We start from the raw sequence: 16964 nt of genomic DNA, 5'->3' as shown, positions 1-16964 counted from the left end.
CGTCCCACCCGGTGTCCCGGCACATCCGGGACCCTGCTCCCAGGCGGGCGGGACGCCGCCGCGGGGACGGTGGGTGCACCCGGTGGGAACCACCCGCCGCAGAGCCGAGAGGCGCCAGCCGTGACCACCACCGCCACCACCCCCGCTCCCACCAGCACCGGCACCGCCCCGGCCGCCCCCGCCCGGCCGGGCCGGATCATCCCGGTCGGGCGCAGGCTGGCCGTCGTCGGCCTCGTCGGCGGAGCTGTGCTCAACACCACCGAGGCGGTGCTGGGGCAGTTCCTGCCCGCCAGGCCCGAGACGGTGCTGGAATCGCTGCGCCTCGTCGGCGAGCACCCGGTCCTGTTCGGCACGCGCGCCGTCCTCGGCACGCTCGCCGTGCCGCTGATGGCCGTCGGGTTCCTCGCCGCCGCCCGGCTCCTCCTCACCCGGGCGCCGCGCACCGCGGTCGCCGCCGGTGCCCTCCTGCTCGCCGGCATGTGGGGTTTCCTCGGGATGCACGTCGTCATGCTGCTCGAGCTCCCGGCCTCCGCCTCGCGGGACCTGCCCGCCGCAGCCGCCGTCCTGGAGCAGGTGCAGAGCTCCCCCGTCCTCGGCGCCCTGTTCCTCGTGCCGTTCCTCGCCGGGTGCGTGCTGGGGATGCTGGTCCTCACCGCGGGCATGCTGCGCACCGGCGGGGTGCCGCGGTGGATCCCGGCGACCTGGCTGGTGTTCCTCGTGGTCGACTTCACCGTCGGCGCGGTCGGCCCCGTCGACCCGCACTGGCTCTTCCTCGCCGGCGCTCTCGGCCTGGCCCACCACGTGCTCCGCGCGGGCGACGCGGCGTGGCGGACCGCCTGACCGGCGTGGCGAACCGCCTGACGGTGGCGTGCCGCACCCCCTACTGTTCCGGCGGGATGGCGGACGACGAGCGCAGGGGCCGGGCCGCCGTGGTGGCGGCCCGGCTCCTCGCCGCGCTCACCACCGCGGCGGTCCTCGTGGCCGTGGCCCTGCCCCCGCTGACCGGCGGCGGCTGGCTGCCCGCCCTCTTCCGCACGCCCGAACCGGTCGTGGGGCCCTCCTTCGCCGTCGCCGGCGCCCTGCTGGTGGGGTTGCGCCCCGCCCGGCGGCTCGGCTGGCTGCTCCTCCTCGTCGGCGTGTCCGCCGGCGCGTACGTGCTGGCGACCTCGGTGGCGTACCGGGTCGGGGAGGCCGGCACCGCGGGGTGGTTCCGCGGCTGGCTGTGGGTCCCGGCCCTCTTCCTGGTCACCGCCGTCCTGCCGCAGGTCCTGCCGCACGGGCGCCCGCTGCCGGGGTGGTGGCGGTGGCCGGCCGCCGCGGGGATCGCCCTCACGGTCGTGGCGACCGCCCTGCCGGTGCTGCCGGCGGGAGCCCGCGACCCCCTCGCCGTGCCGTGGGTGGCGCTCGCCCTCGCGGCGCTGATCGCCTGCGGCGCCGCGTCCCTCGTGGTGCGCGTCCGCCGGGCCGACGGCGTCCGGCGCCGCCAGCTCGCCTGGCCCGGGTACGGCCTCGCCGTCCTCGTCGCGGCCACGTTCCTCGCGCCGCCGTGGGCGGTGGCGCTCGCGGTGCTCCTCGTCCCCGCGGGGCTGGCGGTGGCGGCGTTCCGCTACCGCCTCTACGACATCGACGCCGTCGTCGAGCGCACCCTCGTCGTCACCGTCCTGTTCGGGCTCAGCGCCCTCGTCTACGCCGCCGTCGTCGGGTGGTCCGGGGCGCTGCTGGGGGAGCGGCGCGGCGCGGCGCCGTTCCTGGCGGCGTTCGCGGCGGCGCTGGCGTTCTCCCCCGCGCAGGCTCGCGTGAAACGCGTCGTGTCCCGCCTCGTGCACGGGGAGGGGAGCGATCCCTACGCCTTCCTGACGAGGCTGGACGCGGCGCTGCGCGATGCCGCGTCACCGCGGGAGGCGCTGCGGGCCGGGGTCGCCGCCGTGGCCTCCGGCCTGCGGCTGCCCGCCGCGGCGGTCGAGGTGCCGGTGCCCGGGGCGTCCCCGGTGCGCGAGGAGGTCGGGGACGTCCCGGCGGACGCGGAGGCCATACCCCTCGTCCTGCACGGGGAGGAGGTGGGGACCCTGCGGGTGGTGCCCCGCGGCGGGGAGCGCGTGCTCCACCCGGCCGGGAGGCGGCTGCTGGCCGACGTCGGCAACCGGATCGCCGCCGCCGCCTACGCGGTGCGCCTCGCGCGCGACGTCGAGGCCTCCCGGGAGCGCCTGCTCACCGCCCGGGAGGAGGAGCGTCGGCGGTTGCGCCGGGACCTGCACGACGGGCTCGGGCCGCAGATGTCCGCGGTCGTCATGACGCTGGACACCGCCGGGTCCGCCCTGCGCCGGGGGGACCCCGGGCGGGCCGGCGCCCTGGTGGCCGCGGCCGGCGCGCAGGCCGCGGAGGCCGTGGTGGACGTCCGCCGCCTGGTGCACGGCCTGCGCCCTCCCGCCCTGGACGACCTGGGTCTCCTCGGGGCGCTGCGGGCGGGCGCCGCGGCCCTGGCGCAGGGCGGTCCCGTCGTGGACGTCGAGGGCACGGGCAGGACGGAGGACCTGCCCGCGGCGCTGGAGGTCGCCGTGCTGCGGATCGCGCAGGAGGCCGTGCTCAACGCCGTGCGGCACGCCGGTGCCGGCCGCGTCCTCGTGAGCGTGCGCGCCGGTGAGGACGTGGTGGAGCTGGAGGTGGCCGACGACGGCGCCGGCCTGCCCGGCGACCGCACCGCGGGCGTGGGCCTGGCGTCGATGCGGGAGCGGGCGGCCGAGCTGGGCGGCACGTGCCGCATCGAGCCCCGGGTCCCGCGCGGCACGCGCGTGCACGCCGTCCTGCCGAGGGAGGTGGGCGCGTGAGGGTGGTCATCGCGGACGACCACCCCGTCTTCCGCACGGGGTTGCGGGTCCTGCTCGAGGACCTCGGCGTGGAGGTCGCCGCGGAGGCCGCCGACGGCGAGCAGGCCGTGGCGGCGGCCCTGCGGGAGCGGCCCGACGTGGTCCTGATGGACCTGCAGATGCCCGGCACCTCCGGCATCGAGGCCACGCGCCGGCTGCTGGCGGACGACCCGGAGGCCAAGGTGCTCGTGCTCACCATGGTCGCCGACGACGAGGCGGTGTTCGCCGCCGTGCAGGCCGGTGCGCTGGGGTACGTGCTGAAGGGCGCGGGGCAGGAGGAGATCGGCAGGGCGCTGACGGCGGTCGCCGCGGGGGAGGCCGTCTACGGCGCGCAGGTGGCGCGGCGGCTGCGCGCCTTCTTCACCGCGGGCTCCGGGGTGGTGGCCAAGCCGTTCCCCGAGCTGTCCGACCGGGAGCGGGCGGTCCTGGACCTGGTGGCCGCCGGGCTGCCCAACGCGGCCGTCGCCCAGCGGCTGTTCCTGTCCGAGAAGACGGTGCGCAACTACGTCACGTCGATCTTCGCCAAGCTCGGCGTCGCGGACCGCGCCGGGGCCGTGGTCAGGGCCCGCGAGGCGGGGCTCGGCCGCGGCTCGTGAGGACACCGGCACGGCCGCTCCCGCCGGGCACGGCGGGTCCTGCGCCGGTAGCGTTCCGGCTCCCGCCGCACCGCCGAGAGCGAGGAGGGCGCATGCCCCTGTACTTCTCCCGCACGCTGCGCCTGGGCCCGGTGCGGCTGCACCTGTCCCGCTCCGGGGTCTCCTGGAGCCTCGGGGTCGGCCCGTGGTCGTGGAACAGCCGCACCCGCACCCAGCGCGTGGACCTGCCCGGCCCGTTCAGCTGGCGCTCGCGGCGCCGGCGGCGCTGAGCACCCGCTCCACGGCCCGCCCGGGGGGCGCAGGCCGCGGTGCCCGCGGGCAGGATGGCGGCGTGGAGCGCACGAGCCGCTGGCTGGCGGAGACCGGGGGGACGCGCGGGCCGGTGTACGCCGCGCGCATCGAGGCGCACGAGGCGGAGGGCGGCGGGCACGGGGAGGCGCGGTTCGTCTCCGCCCTGCTGGCGCCGGGTTCCCGCGTCGTGGACGCGGGCTGCGGGGAGGGCCGGGTGGCGCGGGCGCTGCGCCGCCTGGGCCACGACGTCGTGGGGGTCGACTCCGACGCCTCGATGCTGGCCGAGGCGCGGCGCCGGGAGCCGGGGGAGCGGTGGCTGCTCGCGGACCTCCTCGACGTGGCGGCGGAGGACCTCGCCGGTGCGCTGGGCGGGCCGGTGGACGCCGTGGTGGCCGCGGGGAACGTGCTGGTGTACCTGGCGCCGGGCACGGAGGCGGCGGCCGTCGCGCGGTTCGCGGGCTGGCTGCGCCCCGGTGGGCTGCTCGTCGCGGGTTTCGCCGCCGACCGGCACCTGGCGCCCGGGGAGTACGCGCGGCTGTGCGAGGCGGCGGGGCTGGAGCCGGTGTCGCAGGGCGGTGGCTGGGACGGCGAGCCCGCCGGGGAGGGCGCGGCGTACACCGTGCAGGTGCACCGCCGGCGACCGCTCGCCGGTGGCACGCTGCCCGCGTGATCCTCCCCGAGGTCCGCGACCCGCGCCTGGTCACGATCCGCCGCGGCGGAACCCTCACGGACGGGGACCACCGGCTCCTCGCGCTGTGGGCCGCGGAGTGCGCGGAGCACGTCCTGCACCTCTTCGAGGAGGAGCGACCGTCGGACACCCGTCCACGCGAGGCCGTCGAGGCGGCGCGCTCCTGGGCCGGCGGCGGCACGAGGATGATGGACGCCCGCGCCCGCGGCGGCCACGCGATGGGAGCGGCCCGCCCCCTGCGCGGGGCCGCGCGGTACGCCGCCTACGCCGCCGGTCAGGCCGCCTGCGTCCCCCACGTCCCGGAGCACGACCTCGGCGCCGCCGCCTACGCCATCAAGGCGGCGCGGGCAGCGGACGGCCTCGACGCCGGGCAGCGGGAACGCGACTGGCAGCGGGCCCGGCTCCCCGGCCGGGTCCGGGCGCTGGTCCTGGAGGACCAGGCCAGGCGCAGCGCGATCTGCTGGTCCGTCTTCGACGACTGACCCGGGTGCGCGCCCACCGCGGCCCGCCGGCGCGCGAGTCCGGCGACACGGGAGTGGGCGCCCGTGCGGTGCGACGCCCGGGCGTCCGTGACCACCGCGGCGGGTTCGCGCCGGGCAGCTCCTCAACGCCTGCTTCATCGCCGTGGTCCTGGGCCTCGGGGTCACCTACGCGCAGCAGCTCCACCCCGGGGGTGCCGGTTTCGCCGCCTCGGTGTTCTTCGCCGCGCAGAGCCTGTCCCTCATGACCGCCGGCCTGGTGGGCAGCGTCACGGCGGTGCGGCTCGGCCTGCCGGCCATGTTCGTCGTCCCCGCGCTGCTGTGTGCGGGGGCGGGCGTGCTCCTCCTCGCCGTCAGGGCGCCGAGGCCGGCTGGAACCTAGGCCGATCCGTGCGGCCACCGGACCCAGGCGCTGCCGTGACCGCCCGTGCGGGTGGCGCGCACCCCCGCCGGCAGGGCCGGTGCCTGCGCGGGAACCGGACCGCGCAGGCGCTGCCGGTCTGGTGGGTTGTCGTACCCGGGGTGCCGGGGCAGCCGGCCCGCGGAGTCGGTCCACACCACCTGCACGGCCTCGATGCGCCCGTCCAGCGCGTGCACGGCGATCATCGCCTGCAGTTCCTCCCGGGCGCCGTCGCCGTGCCCGTCCCCGTGTGTCACGGCGGAACCCTACGAGCACCACCCGCGCCCGTTCGCGTCGCTCGCGATCACGGCGGCCGGCGCCGACGCGGGTATCGTCCGGCTGTGGGCGACGAGGTGGCCGGCGGCAGCGGAGGCGGTCGCTACGACGCCGTCCTGTTCGACCTGCTCAGCGCACTCCTGGACTCGTGGACGCTGTGGGACGCCGTCGCCGGGGACGCGGCCACCGGTCGCCGCTGGCGCAACCGGTACCTGCAGCTGACCTACGCCACGGGCGACTACGCGCCGTACGAGGTGCTCGTCGCGCAGGCCGCGCGGGCCGAGGGCCTGGCCGGCTCCCCCGCGGCGGAGCTGCACCGGCGGTGGGGGGAACTCCGGTCGTGGCCCGAGGCCGTGGCCGTCCTGGAGCGGCTGCGCGGGCAGGTGCGCCTCGGGGTGGTCACCAACTGCTCGACCGACCTGGGGCACCGTGCCGCCGCGCTCGTGGGGGTTCCCCTGGACGTGGTCGTCACCGCGGAGGAGGCCGGCGCGTACAAGCCCCGGCCGGAGCCGTACCGGCAGGCCCTCGACCGTCTCGGCCTGCCACCGCACCGGGTGCTGTTCGTCGCCGGATCGCGGTTCGACCTGCCCGGTGCCGCGGGCGTCGGCATGCCGGTGTGGTGGCACAACCGGCTCGGCGCGGACCGCGGCGACCTGCCCGGCCCCCTCGCCGAACACGGCACCCTGGACCCCCTGCCGGGCCACGTGCTCCCGCCCGCGTCCGCGCGACCCTGATCTCAGGTGCGTCCGGTGCGCAGGGCGCGGGCGACATCGGGTCGGTCGTTCGCCTCGGCGGTGCGCGCCGCCTGCTCCCAGTCGTAGTCGACCGCGCGGAAGGTGACCTCCCAGCCGTCGGCGCTGTCTTGCAGCAGGGCGTAGCGGGCGTGCGGGGTGCCGGCTTCCATGACGTGCGGATGTGGCGCGTCGTCGTCGTAGGCGGGCCAGCCGACACTGCCCGGGTTGACGACCAGGGCTCCGGTGGGCAACACCACCGAGCGTTGCAGGTGCGTGTGGCCGCACAGCAGCAGCCGCCGCCCGGCGTGCGGTCCCAGCCGGTCCAGGACCTCCTGCACCGTCGCGGGACGTGCGCCTGCCGGCTCGACGGTCTCCAGCAGGTAGGTGAGGTCGTCGGTCGGTGAGCCGTGGAAGGCCAGGACGTCGCCGTCCAGCTCGAGCGTCAGGGGCAGTGCCTCCAGCCACGCCCGGTGCCCCGGCGACAGCGTCTCGTGTGCCAGCCGGTCGGATCGGCTCATGCGATCCACCGGGGTGTGCAGGAGCTGCCGCTCGTGGTTGCCGCGCACGGTGGGCAGGTCGAGCCCCACGAGGAGGTCGGCCGTCTCCCGCGGGTGGAGGCCACCGGAGAGCAGGTCACCGAGGTTGACCGTCTCGTCGACGGCCTGCGCCGCGATGTCGGCCAGCACGGCCTCCAAGGCGAGCAGGTTGCCGTGCACATCGGAGATCACCGCGAGACGCATCCGGCGAACCTACCCACCTGCGAGGCCCGGCCGGCGGCCTTCCGGTCTGCGTGCTCGTGCCGCCGGTGGAGCGCGACCCCGGCCGCTGGTCAGCCGCGCGCGGGGACGGCGAGGGTGAGCGCGTAGTCGCCGTCCGGGTCGGTCCACCACGCGGCCGGGGCGAGCCCGGCGGCGCCGAGTTCCGCCGTGACCTGCTCCCGCCGGAACTTGGCGCTGATCTCGGTCCGCAGGTCCTCCCCGGCGCGGAAGGGCACCTCCAGGTCCAGCACCCGCACGACGAGGTCGCGGCTGGCCCGCAACCGCATCTCGATCCAGGACTCCTCGGCGTTCCACGTCGCCACGTGCTCGAAGTCCGCCGGGTCCACCTCGGCGCCGAGCTCGCGGGCGAGCACGCGCAGCACGTTGCGGTTGAACTCCGCGGTGATCCCCGCGGCGTCGTCGTAGGCGCGCACCAGCCGGCCGGGGTCCTTCACCAGGTCCGTGCCGAGCAGCAGCGCGTCGCCGTCGCCCATGCCCTGCGCCAGGGTGCGCAGCAGCCCGGCCCGTTCCGCGGGCACCAGGTTGCCGATCGTGCCGCCGAGGAAGGCGATGAGCCGCCTGCCGCCGCGCGGCAGCAGGGGGAGGTGGTGCTCGAAGTCGCCGACGACGGCGTGTACCGCGACGCCCCGGAACTCCCCGGCGACGGCGAGGGCGGCCTCGGTGAGGACCGTCTCGTCGACGTCGAACGGGACGAACCGCTCCAGGTGCCCCGCCGAGCGCAGCGCGGACAGCAGCAGCCGCGTCTTCTCCGACGTCCCGCTGCCCAGCTCGATGAGCGTGTCGGCCCCGGTCGTCTCCGCGATCCCGGTGGCGTGCTGCTCCAGCAGCGACCACTCCCGGCGGGTCGGGTAGTACTCGGGCAGCCGGGTGATCTCGTCGAACAGCCGGGAGCCGCGGGCGTCGTAGAACCACTTGGGCGGCAGCGTCCGCGGCGTCGAGCCCAGCCCCGCCCGCACGTCGGCCTCCAGCGCGCGGCGACGGGAGTCGGGCGGCAGGTGCCGGTCCACGCGCACCAGGGGCGTGAGGGTCATCAGCGGGCCAGCCGCAGCCCGGAGAACGTCCACCGGGCGCCAGCGGGGTAGAAGTTCCGGTAGGTCAGCCGCTCGTGCCCCGCCGGGGTGGCGCACCCGGCGCCGCGCAGGACGTGCTGGTCGGACATGAACTTGCCGTTGTACTCCCCGATGGCCCCCTCCACGGGCCGGAAACCCGGGTAGGGCAGGTAGGCGCTGGACGTCCACTCCCACACGTCGCCCACCATGTGCCGCCCGGCCAGGCCGGGGTGCAGCCGGTCGGGGTCGAGGAGCTGGCCGCGCAGGCCGGCGACGGCGGCGGCGGCCACCTCCCACTCCGCCTCGGTGGGCAGCCGGGCACCGGCCCAGCGGGCGTAGGCGTCGGCCTCGTAGAAGGAGACGTGGCAGACCGCCTCGCCGCGGCGCAGCGGGCGCAGGCCGGCGGAGCCGAAGGCCACCCACCGCCCGTCCTGCTGCTGCCAGTAGCCGGGGGCCTGCCAGCCGTTGCCCTGGACCGCGGCCCAGCCGTCGGCCAGCCACAGCTCGGGCCGGCGGTAACCGCCGTCGGCGATGAACGCCAGCCAGTCCTCGTTCGTGACGGCCCGCTCGGCGACCTCGAACGGCTCCAGGTGCACGCGGTGCCGGGCGGACTCGTTGTCGTAGGCGAAACCGGCCCCGTCGTGGCCGATCTCGTACAGCCCGCCCTCCACCGCGCGCCACGTCAGCGGTACGGGGTCCGGGTCGTCCTCCTCGGGGCGCTGCACCATCGCCGGTGCGAACGGGTGCCCGGAGAGCAGGTGCAGGGCGTCCATCACGAGCAGCTCCTGGTGCTGCTGCTCGTGGTTGATCCCGAGCTCCACCACCGCGCGCTGGTCCTCGTCGACGCCGGCCTCCAGCAGGGCGCTCACCGCCGCGTCGACGTGCGCGCGGTACCTGCCGACCTCGGCCGCCGACGGGCGGGTGACCAGCCCGCGCTGGGGGCGGGGGTGCCGCGGGCCCACGGCCTCGTAGTAGGAGTTGAACAGGTAGCCGAACGTGGGGTCGAACGGCTCGTAGGTCCCGGTGGGGGCGAGCAGGAACTCCTCGAAGAACCACGAGGTGTGGGCCCGGTGCCACTTCGTCGGGCTGGCGTCCGGCATGGACTGCGCCGTCTGGTCCTCCGGGGACAGCGGCTGCGCCAGCCGCTCGGTGGTGGAGCGGACCGCCTGGAACTGCTGCAGCAGGGTGGACGTGCTCGCCGTCGTGAGCGTCATGGTGACTCCCGTTCCTCGTCGTACCGTTCCCGGTCTTCCGGCTCTCCGTCGTCCCTCCGTGCTGCGTCCGTGGTGGTGCGTCCGTGGTGGTGCGGGCGTGGTGGTGCGGGCGTGGTGGGAGGTCGTCCTCGCGGTCCGCCCGGCCCCGGGCCCGAAGTGTTCCACCTCCTCCCGACCTCGTCACCGCGTGCCCGGGCCGGCCGCGCTCACCGGCGCGGGGGTGGCAGCGCGTCGCACAGCCGCTGCAGGTCCTCCTCGTCGTTGTAGTAGTGCACCGAGGCGCGGACCACGTCGGGCAGGCCCCGCGCCGGCAGGTCCAGCGGCGCCGAGGCCGCGGGCGAGACGGAGGTGTTGACGCCCGCGGCCGCCAGCCGGTGCCGGACCTCCTGCGCGGGGACCCCCTCGACGGTGAAGGTGACGATGCCGCAGCGGTACGCCCCCCGGTCGTGCACCGTGGTGCCGGGCCGCTCGCCGAGCTGGGAGCGCAGCCGCGCCCCCAGCGCCACCACGCGTTCCTCGACGGCGTCGAGGCCCCACCCGAGCGCGTACCCCACCGCCACCCCGAGGCCGATCCTCGCCGCCACGTCGTGTTCCCAGGTCTCGAACCGGCGGGCGTCCGGCCGGACGACGTAGCCGTCCGGCCCCGTCGGCGTCGCGCCCCGCAGGTCCAGGAACGGTGGGCGGAGCCGCTCGCGGACCCGTGGGGAGACGTGGAGGAACCCGGTGCCGCGGGGCCCGCGCAGGAACTTCCGGCCCGTCGCCGACAGCAGGTCGCAGCCGATCTCGTCGACGTCCAGGGCCAGCTGGCCCGCCGACTGGCAGGCGTCCAGGAGGTACACCACCCCCGCCTCGCGGCAGGCGCGGCCCACCTCGGCCACCGGGTTCACCAGCCCGCCGCTGGTGGGGACGTGGGTGAGGGCCACGACGGCGACGTCGTCGTCCAGGCGGCGGCGCAGGTCCGCCACGTCGACCTGCCCGTGCTCGTCGTCGTCGACCAGCTCCACCCGCGCGCCGCCGCGCTCGGCCACCTGCAGGAAGGAGACGAGGTTGCCGGAGTACTCGGCGCGGCTGGTGAGGATGCGGTCACCGGCGCCCGGCGACAGCGCGTGGAACGCCGTGAGCCAGGCCCGGGAGGCGCTGTCGAACAGGGCGATCTCGTCGGCCCGGCAGTTCAGGAGCCGGGCGATCGCCGCGTAGGTGCCCTCGACGCGTTCCGCGGCGGCGGCCTCGGCCTCGTAGCCGCCGGTGCGCTGCTCCAGCCGCAGGTGCTCCACGACCGCGTCGGTCACCACGGCCGGCTGCAGCGCCGCGCCCGCGTTGTTCAGGTGCACCACGTGCGCGCAGCCGGGGGTCTCCCGGCGGGCGCGCGCCACGTCGAGGACCGCGCCGGGGCTCACGGCGCGCGGGTTCCGCGCTCGCTGCCGGGACCCCGCCGGGTCACCGGGCCTCCACCACCCAGATCGAGGCCGCCGCCGGCAGGCCCAGGTCGATGCGCCCGCCCGCGGTCTCGACCAGCACGGTGCCCGCGAACTCCTGCCGCGCGAGCAGGGTCAGCGCCGCGTCGGGCACGACCCCCACCCCGCCCAGGTAGCGCAGCAGGTCCGGCGCGCTGTCCGACACCCGCGCCACCCGCAGCTCCCGGCCCACCGGGGCGGAGTCCAGGCGCACGGCGGGCAGGTCGGGGAACGTGCCGTCGCGGCGGGGGATGGGGTCGCCGTGGGGGTCGCGGTCGGGGTTGCCGAGGCGGCCGTCGAGGCGGTCGATGAACGTGTCGCTCACGGCGTGCTCGAACACCTCCGCCTCCTCGTGGACCTCGTCCCACCCGTACCCGAGGTACTCCACGAGGAACGTCTCGATCAGCCGGTGGCGGCGCACCATCGCCACCGCCGCGGCCCGGCCGTCCGCCGTCAGCTCGATCGCGCCGTAGGGCTCGTGCGCGAGCAGGCCCTGGTCGGTGAGCTTGCGCACCGCCTCGGAGACCGTGGAGCGGGAGAAACCCAGCCGCTCCGCCAGCAGGGAGGTCGTGACCGGTTCGTCCGTCCACTCCCGCGCCGTCCAGACCACCTTGAGGTAGTCCTGCGCGGTGGGGGTCAGCTCCAGGGCCCTAGACACCCGCGGGCCTCCGCTCGCGCGGGCGCCGGGCCGGGCCGGACAGGCGCGCCAGCAGGCCGTGGCGGGGAGCGGCCAGGTACGCCACGGTGAACATCACCCCCTGCGTCAGGACCACCATGCCCCCGGAGGAGGCGTCCACGTGGTAGCTGGCGTAGATGCCGACGAGCGCGGACACCGCCCCGAGCGCGGGCGCGATGAGCAGCATCCGGGAGAACCGGTCCGTCAGCAGGTACGCCGTGGCGCCCGGGGTGATGAGCATCGCGACGACCAGGACGACGCCCACGGCCTGCAGCGCGACGACCGTCGTCAGCGCCAGCACGCCGAGCAGCAGGGCGCCCAGGCGCCGGGTGGACAGGCCGATCGCGTGCGCGTGGGTCCGGTCGAACGCGTACAGCAGCAGGTCGCGGCGCTTGAGCAGCAGCACGGCCAGGGCCAGCGTGCCGATGACCACGACCTGCGCCACGTCGGACCAGCTCACGCCGAGCACGTTGCCGAAGAGGATGTGGTTGAGGTCGGTCTGGCTGGGCGTGACGGAGATGAGCACCAGCCCCAGGGCGAACAGGGTCGTGAACACCACCCCGGTCGCGGCGTCCTCCTTCACCCGGCTGGTGTCGCGCACCGTGCCGATGAGGACGACGGCGAGCAGCCCGAACACCAGGGCGCCCACCGCGAAGGGCGCCCCCACGATGTAGGCGAGCACCACCCCGGGCAGCACCGCGTGGGAGACGGCGTCGCCGAGCAGCGACCAGCCGATCAGCACCAGCCAGCAGCTCAGCACGGCGCACACGACGGCCGCGGTGGTCGTCACGACCAGCGCCCGCACCATGAACGCGTACTCCAGGGGCGCGAGCAGGACCTCGTGCAGCAGGTCGGTCACGGGCGCTCCTCTCAGGTGGTGGCCCGGCCGCGGCCGAGCACGTCGAGGCCGAACGCCAGGGCCAGGTTGCGCGGGTCCAGGACCTCCTCGGGCGTGGAGTGCAGCAGGACCCGGCGCATGAGCAGCACCGCCTCCGTGCACAGCTCCGGCACGGCCTGCAGGTCGTGCGTGGAGACCAGGACGGTCCGGCCGTCGGCGGCGAGCTCGCGCAGCAGGACGGAGATCGTGGCCTCGGAGCGCTTGTCGACGCCCGCGAACGGCTCGTCGAGCAGCAGGACGCGCGCCTCCTGGGCGATGCCGCGCGCCACGAACGCCCGTTTGCGCTGCCCACCGGAGAGGGTGCCGATCCGGCGGTCGGCCAGGTCGGTGAGCTCCACCCGCTCCAGGGCCGCGTCCACGGCGGCGTGGTCCTGCGCGCGGGGCCGGCGGGTGAGGCCCTGGCGCCCGTAGCGCCCCATCATCACGACGTCGCGGACGCTGACGGGGAAGTCCCGGTCGATGTCCTCGTCCTGGGGGACGTAGCCGATCACCTGCGCCCGCCGGGCCCGCGCGGGCGCTGCGCCCTCGACGAGGACCTCCCCGCCCTGGGGGCGCACGAGGCCGGTGATGGTCTTCAGCAGCGTGGACTTGCCGGAGCCGTTCATGCCGATCAGCCCGCAGACGGTGCCGGGCCGCAGGCTGAGGCTGGCGCCGTCGAGGGCGAGCACGTCGCCGTAGCGGACGGTGACGTCGCGCACGTCGACGGCGGGCGCGCTCACGGCGCCCGCCCCGTCAGGCCGGCGACGATGGTCTGCGCGTCGTGGCGCAGCAGGTCCAGGTAGGTGGGCACCGGCCCCTCCGGCCCGGACAGGGAGTCCACGTAGAGGGTTCCGCCGAACTGCGCCCCCGACGCCGACGCCACCTCGCGCATGGCCTCGTCGGAGACGGTGGACTCGCAGAACACCGCGGGCACGTCCCGGTCCTCGACGAACCCGATGACCCGGGCGACCTGCTGCGGCGTCGCCTGCTGCTCGGCGTTGACGGCCCACAGGTAGCGCTCCTCCAGGCCGGCGTCCCGCGCCAGGTAGGAGAACGCCCCCTCGCAGGTCACCAGCGCGCGCTGGTCCTGCGGGACGGTGGCCAGCTCGGCGACCAGCTCCTCGTGCACCCGCCGCAGCTGCGCGCCGTACTCCCCGGCGTTGCGCTCGTAGTCCGCGGCGTGGGCGGGGTCGAGCTCGGCGAAGGCGCCGGCCATGGTCTCCACGTACTCCACGGCGTTCAGCGGGGACATCCACGCGTGCGGGTTGGCGCGGCCCTCGTAGGCGTCCTCGGTGATGGACAGCGGGTCGACGCCCTCGCTGACGACCACGTGCGGGACGTCGGCGTCCTCGACGAACTGCCCGAACCACGCCTCCAGCCCGAGGCCGTTGTCGAGGACGAGGTCGGCCCCGGAGACCTTGCGGATGTCGGCGGGGGTGGGCTCGTAGCCGTGGACCTCCGCGCCCGCCTTGGTGATGGACTCCACGCGCAGGTGGTCCCCGGCCACGTTGCGGGCCATGTCGGCCAGCACGGTGAACGTCGTCAGCACCAGGGGGCGGCCGTCGTCGGGCGGCTCCGCCGAGGCGCCCGGCCCGGAGGCGCCGCACCCGGCGAGGGCCGCGGTGCAGACCAGGGCCGACGCCGCAGCGAGCAGCGCGCGCACCACCGGTTCGGCCCGCCCGATCCGAGAGTTCGGCATGCCGAAACCATAGCTCCGATCTCCTCGCCAGGCAGGTGGGCTCCGGGGGGTCCCGCCGGGCGGAGGCGGGGGGACGACCCTCCTTCGGAGCCGCGCCCGCCACGGATGGCGGAGCACCGGGAACGGTGCTGCGGCGGGGGCGCGGACCGGCCGGCGGGCGCACCGGTCCGCGCCCCCCGCGGTGCCTCCGGGGTGTCAGCCGACCGACAGGACCAGCTTGCCGCGGGTGCGGCCGGAGGCGATCCGGCGGTGCGCCTCCGCGGCCTGCGCCAGCGGCAGGACGTCCTCCACCTCCACGCGCAGGTGCCCGGCGTCGACCAGCTCCGCGAGGCGGGTGAGCGCGGCCCCGTCGGGCTCGACGAGGAACGCGCTGGTGCGCAGGCCGCGCGCCCGCGCCTGCTCCGCGAGCTCGGGCGCCACGCCACCGGGGACGGCCACGAGCAGCCCGCCCGGGCGCAGCACGTCGAGGGAGCGGGCGCCCGTGCCGCGACCGCCGCCGGTGTCGGGCACGAGGTCGACCACGACGTCCACGTCCCGCACGGCCTGCTCGAAGGGCTGCGCGGTGTAGTCCACGACGTCGTCGGCGCCGAGGGAGCGCAGCCAGTCGTGCTTGTCGGCGCGGGCGGTGCCCGTCACCCGGGCCCCGAGGTGCTTGGCGATCTGCACCGCCAGGTGCCCCACCCCTCCGGCGGCGGCGTGCACGAGGACGTGCTGCCCGGGCTGCACGTGCGCGGCGTCCACCAGCACCTGCCAGGCGGTGAGCCCGGCGAGCGGCAGGGCCGCGGCGGCGTCGTGGCCGAGGGTGCGGGGCTTGCGGGCGAAGTGCCGGGAGGGGGCGGTGACGTACTGCGCGTAGGCGCCGGCCTGCCGGGGGAACCACGGCATGCCGTAGACCTCGTCGCCCACCGCGAGGGTGTGCACGCCGAACCCGACCTGCTCGACGACCCCGGAGACGTCCCAGCCCAGGACGAAGGGCGGCTCGCCGAGGACCCCGGCCATGCCGCCGCCCTCGCGGGTCTTGGCGTCGACGGGGTTGACGCCGGCGGAGACGACGCGGACGAGGACCTCGGTGGGCAGCGGCTCGGGGCGGGGCACGTCGGCCTCGCGCAGGACCTCGGGGCCCCCGAGGGAGTCCTGGACGAGGGCGCGCATGGTGGTGGCGGACTGCGCGGTGGCGGTCATGGATCTCTCCTCCTGCGGCCGGTGCCGGCCGCGTTCGACGACGCGGCCGACGCTATGCCGCGGATAGTGGTTACCCGCAAGGGCGACTACTATCCCAGGGATAGCACGACCATCCGGGAGGAACCGTGACCACCGCCTGCACCACCGGCCGGCACGACCACCACGACGTCTACGCGGCCCTGTGCCCCTGCCGCGACGTCCTCGACCTGCTCGCGAGCAAGTGGACCACCCTGGCCATCGGGGCGCTGGAGCAGGGGCCGCTGCGCTTCGGCGAGCTGCAGCGGCGCCTGGACGGCGTGAGCCCGAAGGTCCTCACCAGCACCCTGCGGCGGCTGGAGGAGCAGGGCTTCTGCGAGCGCACCGTCTACCCGGCGGTACCCCTGCACGTGGAGTACGAGCTGACGGACCTCGGGCGCAGCGTCGCCGAGCCGCTGCGCGCGGTGCGCGCCTGGGTGGAGGACCACCTCGACGACGTCCGCGCGCCCGGCTGAGGTTCCCGGTGCACCCGTCCGGGTGCTCCAGCGCGGCCCGCCCCCTGCCGATGCGCAGGTGTGCCGTCCAGAACCCGAGCCGCCGCGTGGGCCCGCACCCTCGCGCGCTCGCTGGGGCCCCGGCACCGGAAGCTGGCGCGCATCTGGGCCGCCGTCTTCCTGCTGGCCACCACCGCGACCTCCCTCCTCACCGCAGCGCTCGGCGCCGAGGGCCCGGGGACCGTCGACCTCGGCACCGCCCTCGTCCTCGGTGCCGTGGCCGGCGCGCTGCTCCTCGTACGCGCCACCTGGTCCGCGCTGCTGTGCGTCCTGGCACCCCTCATCGGCTCCGCCGCCGTCCTCGTCCTCGACCTCGCCACCGCCGACGCGACCATCACGGGGCAGGTGTTCTTCTGCCTGCCCGTCCTGTGGGCCGCGAGCCAGCTCCGCCTCGGCGGGGTGGTCCTCGTCACCGTGTTCACCGTGGTGTGCGAGGCCGTCGTGGTCCTCACGCTCCTGCCGAGGACCCAGGCGCTCACCGAGCTGGCGTTCCTGACGACCGTGATGGTCCTGGCCGCCGGGGTGCTGGGCCGCGCCGCGCACGTCCAGGACCGGCTCGTGGACAAGCTGCGGCGGCAGGCCTCGGTGGACCCGCTCACCGGACTGGCCACCCGCCGCGTCCTCGACGACGCCACCCGGTCCGCCCTCACCGGCGCGCAGGCGGGCGAGGGCACCGCCCTGGTGCTGCTGGACCTCGACCACTTCAAGACGATCAACGACACGCACGGCCACCTCGGCGGGGACGCGGCCCTCGCGCACGTCGCGGCCATCCTCGCCGCGTGCTGCCGGGAGCAGGACGTCGTCGCCCGCATGGGGGGCGACGAGCTGGCGGTGCTCATGCCGGGCTGCGGCCACGGCGGCGCCACCCGCCGCGCGGAGCGCCTCGTCGCCGCCGTCCGCGAGAGCCCGGTGCGCCTGTCCGACGGCGTCCGCGTCGCCCTCTCCGTCAGCGTGGGCGTCGCGCACGTCCCCGAGCACGCCGTCGAGGCGCGCGAGCTGTACGCGGCCGCCGACGCCGCCCTGTACGTCGCCAAGCGCGCCGGGCGCGGCCGGGTCGGGCACCCGCCCGCCCCCGGCGGCACCACCGCCGGGGGAGCCCCCGCGCCCGCCGCGCGGCGCGTGCCCGCCTCCCGGGCCTGAGGGTCCCCCGGGACCCCGGGCGTCCCGAGGACTAGG

20 protein-coding genes are annotated in these 16964 nt (G+C 76.5%); 10 read left to right on the top strand and 10 right to left on the bottom strand.

Annotated features, from left to right (window positions below; genetic code table 11):
- The first annotated feature begins 120 nt into the window (after positions 1-120).
- The 7 genes from ACYQBY_RS13035 (at position 121) to ACYQBY_RS13005 (ending at position 5300) form a co-directional block, all read left to right on the top strand.
- Positions 121-840, top strand: coding sequence for a hypothetical protein (locus ACYQBY_RS13035; protein WP_459644276.1), 720 nt, complete (start codon positions 121-123; stop codon positions 838-840).
- Positions 825-2825 (top strand): sensor histidine kinase, encoded by a 2001-nt coding sequence (locus ACYQBY_RS13030; protein WP_459644275.1) that lies wholly within the window; start codon positions 825-827, stop codon positions 2823-2825. Before ACYQBY_RS13035 ends, ACYQBY_RS13030 begins: the two co-directional genes overlap by 16 nt.
- The gene (locus ACYQBY_RS13025) at positions 2822-3460 is read left to right on the top strand and encodes a response regulator transcription factor (protein ID WP_459644274.1); all 639 of its coding nucleotides are present in this window, start codon (positions 2822-2824) and stop codon (positions 3458-3460) included. Before ACYQBY_RS13030 ends, ACYQBY_RS13025 begins: the two co-directional genes overlap by 4 nt.
- Positions 3461-3552: 92 nt before the next feature.
- A complete protein-coding gene (locus ACYQBY_RS13020; RefSeq protein WP_459644273.1) occupies positions 3553-3729 on the top strand; it encodes a DUF4236 domain-containing protein in 177 nt (58 codons plus the stop codon).
- A 62-nt stretch (positions 3730-3791) separates the two neighbouring features.
- Complete coding sequence (locus ACYQBY_RS13015) at positions 3792-4421, top strand: class I SAM-dependent methyltransferase (protein ID WP_459644272.1); 630 nt, start codon at positions 3792-3794, stop codon at positions 4419-4421.
- Complete coding sequence (locus ACYQBY_RS13010; protein ID WP_459644271.1) at positions 4418-4921, top strand: putative immunity protein; 504 nt, start codon at positions 4418-4420, stop codon at positions 4919-4921. The genes ACYQBY_RS13015 and ACYQBY_RS13010 overlap by 4 nt, the downstream gene beginning before the upstream one ends.
- A 142-nt stretch (positions 4922-5063) precedes the next feature.
- Positions 5064-5300: a hypothetical protein gene (locus tag ACYQBY_RS13005; RefSeq protein ID WP_459644270.1), complete on the top strand. Its 237-nt coding sequence runs from the start codon at positions 5064-5066 to the stop codon at positions 5298-5300.
- On the opposite strand, the gene ACYQBY_RS13000 is transcribed toward ACYQBY_RS13005, so the two are convergent.
- The gene (locus ACYQBY_RS13000) at positions 5297-5575 is read right to left on the bottom strand and encodes a hypothetical protein (protein ID WP_459644269.1); all 279 of its coding nucleotides are present in this window, start codon (positions 5573-5575) and stop codon (positions 5297-5299) included. The two genes, ACYQBY_RS13005 and ACYQBY_RS13000, sit on opposite strands and share 4 nt — an antisense overlap.
- An 84-nt stretch (positions 5576-5659) precedes the next feature.
- Between ACYQBY_RS13000 and ACYQBY_RS12995 the strand changes: the two genes are divergently transcribed.
- Positions 5660-6328 carry an HAD-IA family hydrolase gene (locus ACYQBY_RS12995; protein WP_459644268.1) on the top strand — a complete coding sequence of 223 codons (669 nt, stop codon included), beginning with the start codon at positions 5660-5662 and terminating at the stop codon, positions 6326-6328.
- A gap of 2 nt (positions 6329-6330) precedes the next feature.
- Here the strand turns inward: ACYQBY_RS12995 and ACYQBY_RS12990 are convergent, their stop codons facing one another.
- The 9 genes from ACYQBY_RS12990 to ACYQBY_RS12950 form a co-directional block, all read right to left on the bottom strand.
- On the bottom strand, positions 6331-7068 hold the full coding sequence (locus ACYQBY_RS12990; protein WP_459644267.1) for a metallophosphoesterase family protein: 738 nt from the start codon (positions 7066-7068) through the stop codon (positions 6331-6333).
- A gap of 89 nt (positions 7069-7157) precedes the next feature.
- A complete protein-coding gene (egtD, locus tag ACYQBY_RS12985) occupies positions 7158-8138 on the bottom strand; it encodes an L-histidine N(alpha)-methyltransferase (protein WP_459644266.1) in 981 nt (326 codons plus the stop codon).
- Positions 8138-9370 carry an ergothioneine biosynthesis protein EgtB gene (gene egtB, locus ACYQBY_RS12980; protein WP_459644265.1) on the bottom strand — a complete coding sequence of 411 codons (1233 nt, stop codon included), beginning with the start codon at positions 9368-9370 and terminating at the stop codon, positions 8138-8140. Before egtB ends, egtD begins: the two co-directional genes overlap by 1 nt.
- 206 nt (positions 9371-9576) lie before the next feature.
- Complete coding sequence (locus ACYQBY_RS12975) at positions 9577-10767, bottom strand: aminotransferase class V-fold PLP-dependent enzyme (protein WP_459644264.1); 1191 nt, start codon at positions 10765-10767, stop codon at positions 9577-9579.
- 40 nt (positions 10768-10807) lie between these two features.
- Positions 10808-11482 (bottom strand): metal-dependent transcriptional regulator, encoded by a 675-nt coding sequence (locus ACYQBY_RS12970; RefSeq protein ID WP_459644263.1) that lies wholly within the window; start codon positions 11480-11482, stop codon positions 10808-10810.
- Positions 11475-12308 carry a metal ABC transporter permease gene (locus tag ACYQBY_RS12965; protein ID WP_459644399.1) on the bottom strand — a complete coding sequence of 278 codons (834 nt, stop codon included), beginning with the start codon at positions 12306-12308 and terminating at the stop codon, positions 11475-11477. The genes ACYQBY_RS12970 and ACYQBY_RS12965 overlap by 8 nt, the downstream gene beginning before the upstream one ends.
- A 62-nt stretch (positions 12309-12370) precedes the next feature.
- A complete protein-coding gene (locus tag ACYQBY_RS12960) occupies positions 12371-13117 on the bottom strand; it encodes a metal ABC transporter ATP-binding protein (protein ID WP_459644262.1) in 747 nt (248 codons plus the stop codon).
- On the bottom strand, positions 13114-14076 hold the full coding sequence (locus ACYQBY_RS12955; RefSeq protein ID WP_459644261.1) for a metal ABC transporter substrate-binding protein: 963 nt from the start codon (positions 14074-14076) through the stop codon (positions 13114-13116). Before ACYQBY_RS12955 ends, ACYQBY_RS12960 begins: the two co-directional genes overlap by 4 nt.
- A gap of 195 nt (positions 14077-14271) precedes the next feature.
- The gene (locus tag ACYQBY_RS12950; protein ID WP_459644260.1) at positions 14272-15258 is read right to left on the bottom strand and encodes an NADP-dependent oxidoreductase; all 987 of its coding nucleotides are present in this window, start codon (positions 15256-15258) and stop codon (positions 14272-14274) included.
- A 125-nt stretch (positions 15259-15383) separates the two neighbouring features.
- Here ACYQBY_RS12950 and ACYQBY_RS12945 point away from each other — a divergent pair, with 125 nt between their 5' ends.
- Together ACYQBY_RS12945 and ACYQBY_RS12940 are read left to right on the top strand one after the other, a co-directional pair.
- Entirely contained in the window at positions 15384-15749 is a 366-nt protein-coding gene (locus ACYQBY_RS12945) for a winged helix-turn-helix transcriptional regulator (RefSeq protein ID WP_459644259.1), read from the top strand.
- A 60-nt stretch (positions 15750-15809) separates the two neighbouring features.
- Positions 15810-16928: a GGDEF domain-containing protein gene (locus ACYQBY_RS12940; protein WP_459644258.1), complete on the top strand. Its 1119-nt coding sequence runs from the start codon at positions 15810-15812 to the stop codon at positions 16926-16928.
- Positions 16929-16964 lie beyond the last annotated feature (36 nt).

It is taken from the genome of Kineococcus anabasis (assembly GCF_054590795.1).
The sequence above is the reverse complement of the archived record's forward strand: the minus strand, read 5'-3'. Positions and strand labels throughout refer to the sequence as shown.

What these genes read in the sequence shown, in the direction of transcription:
- ACYQBY_RS13020 (WP_459644273.1), top strand. Translation starts at nt 3,553, where the DNA reads ATGCCCCTGTACTTCTCCCGCACGCTGCGCCTGGGCCCGGTGCGGCTG.
- ACYQBY_RS12990 (WP_459644267.1), bottom strand. Translation starts at nt 7,068, where the DNA reads ATGCGTCTCGCGGTGATCTCCGATGTGCACGGCAACCTGCTCGCCTTG.
- egtD (WP_459644266.1), bottom strand. Translation starts at nt 8,138, where the DNA reads ATGACCCTCACGCCCCTGGTGCGCGTGGACCGGCACCTGCCGCCCGAC.
- egtB (WP_459644265.1), bottom strand. Translation starts at nt 9,370, where the DNA reads ATGACGCTCACGACGGCGAGCACGTCCACCCTGCTGCAGCAGTTCCAG.
- ACYQBY_RS12965 (WP_459644399.1), bottom strand. Translation starts at nt 12,308, where the DNA reads ATGGTGCGGGCGCTGGTCGTGACGACCACCGCGGCCGTCGTGTGCGCC.
- ACYQBY_RS12955 (WP_459644261.1), bottom strand. Translation starts at nt 14,076, where the DNA reads ATGCCGAACTCTCGGATCGGGCGGGCCGAACCGGTGGTGCGCGCGCTG.
- ACYQBY_RS12950 (WP_459644260.1), bottom strand. Translation starts at nt 15,258, where the DNA reads ATGACCGCCACCGCGCAGTCCGCCACCACCATGCGCGCCCTCGTCCAG.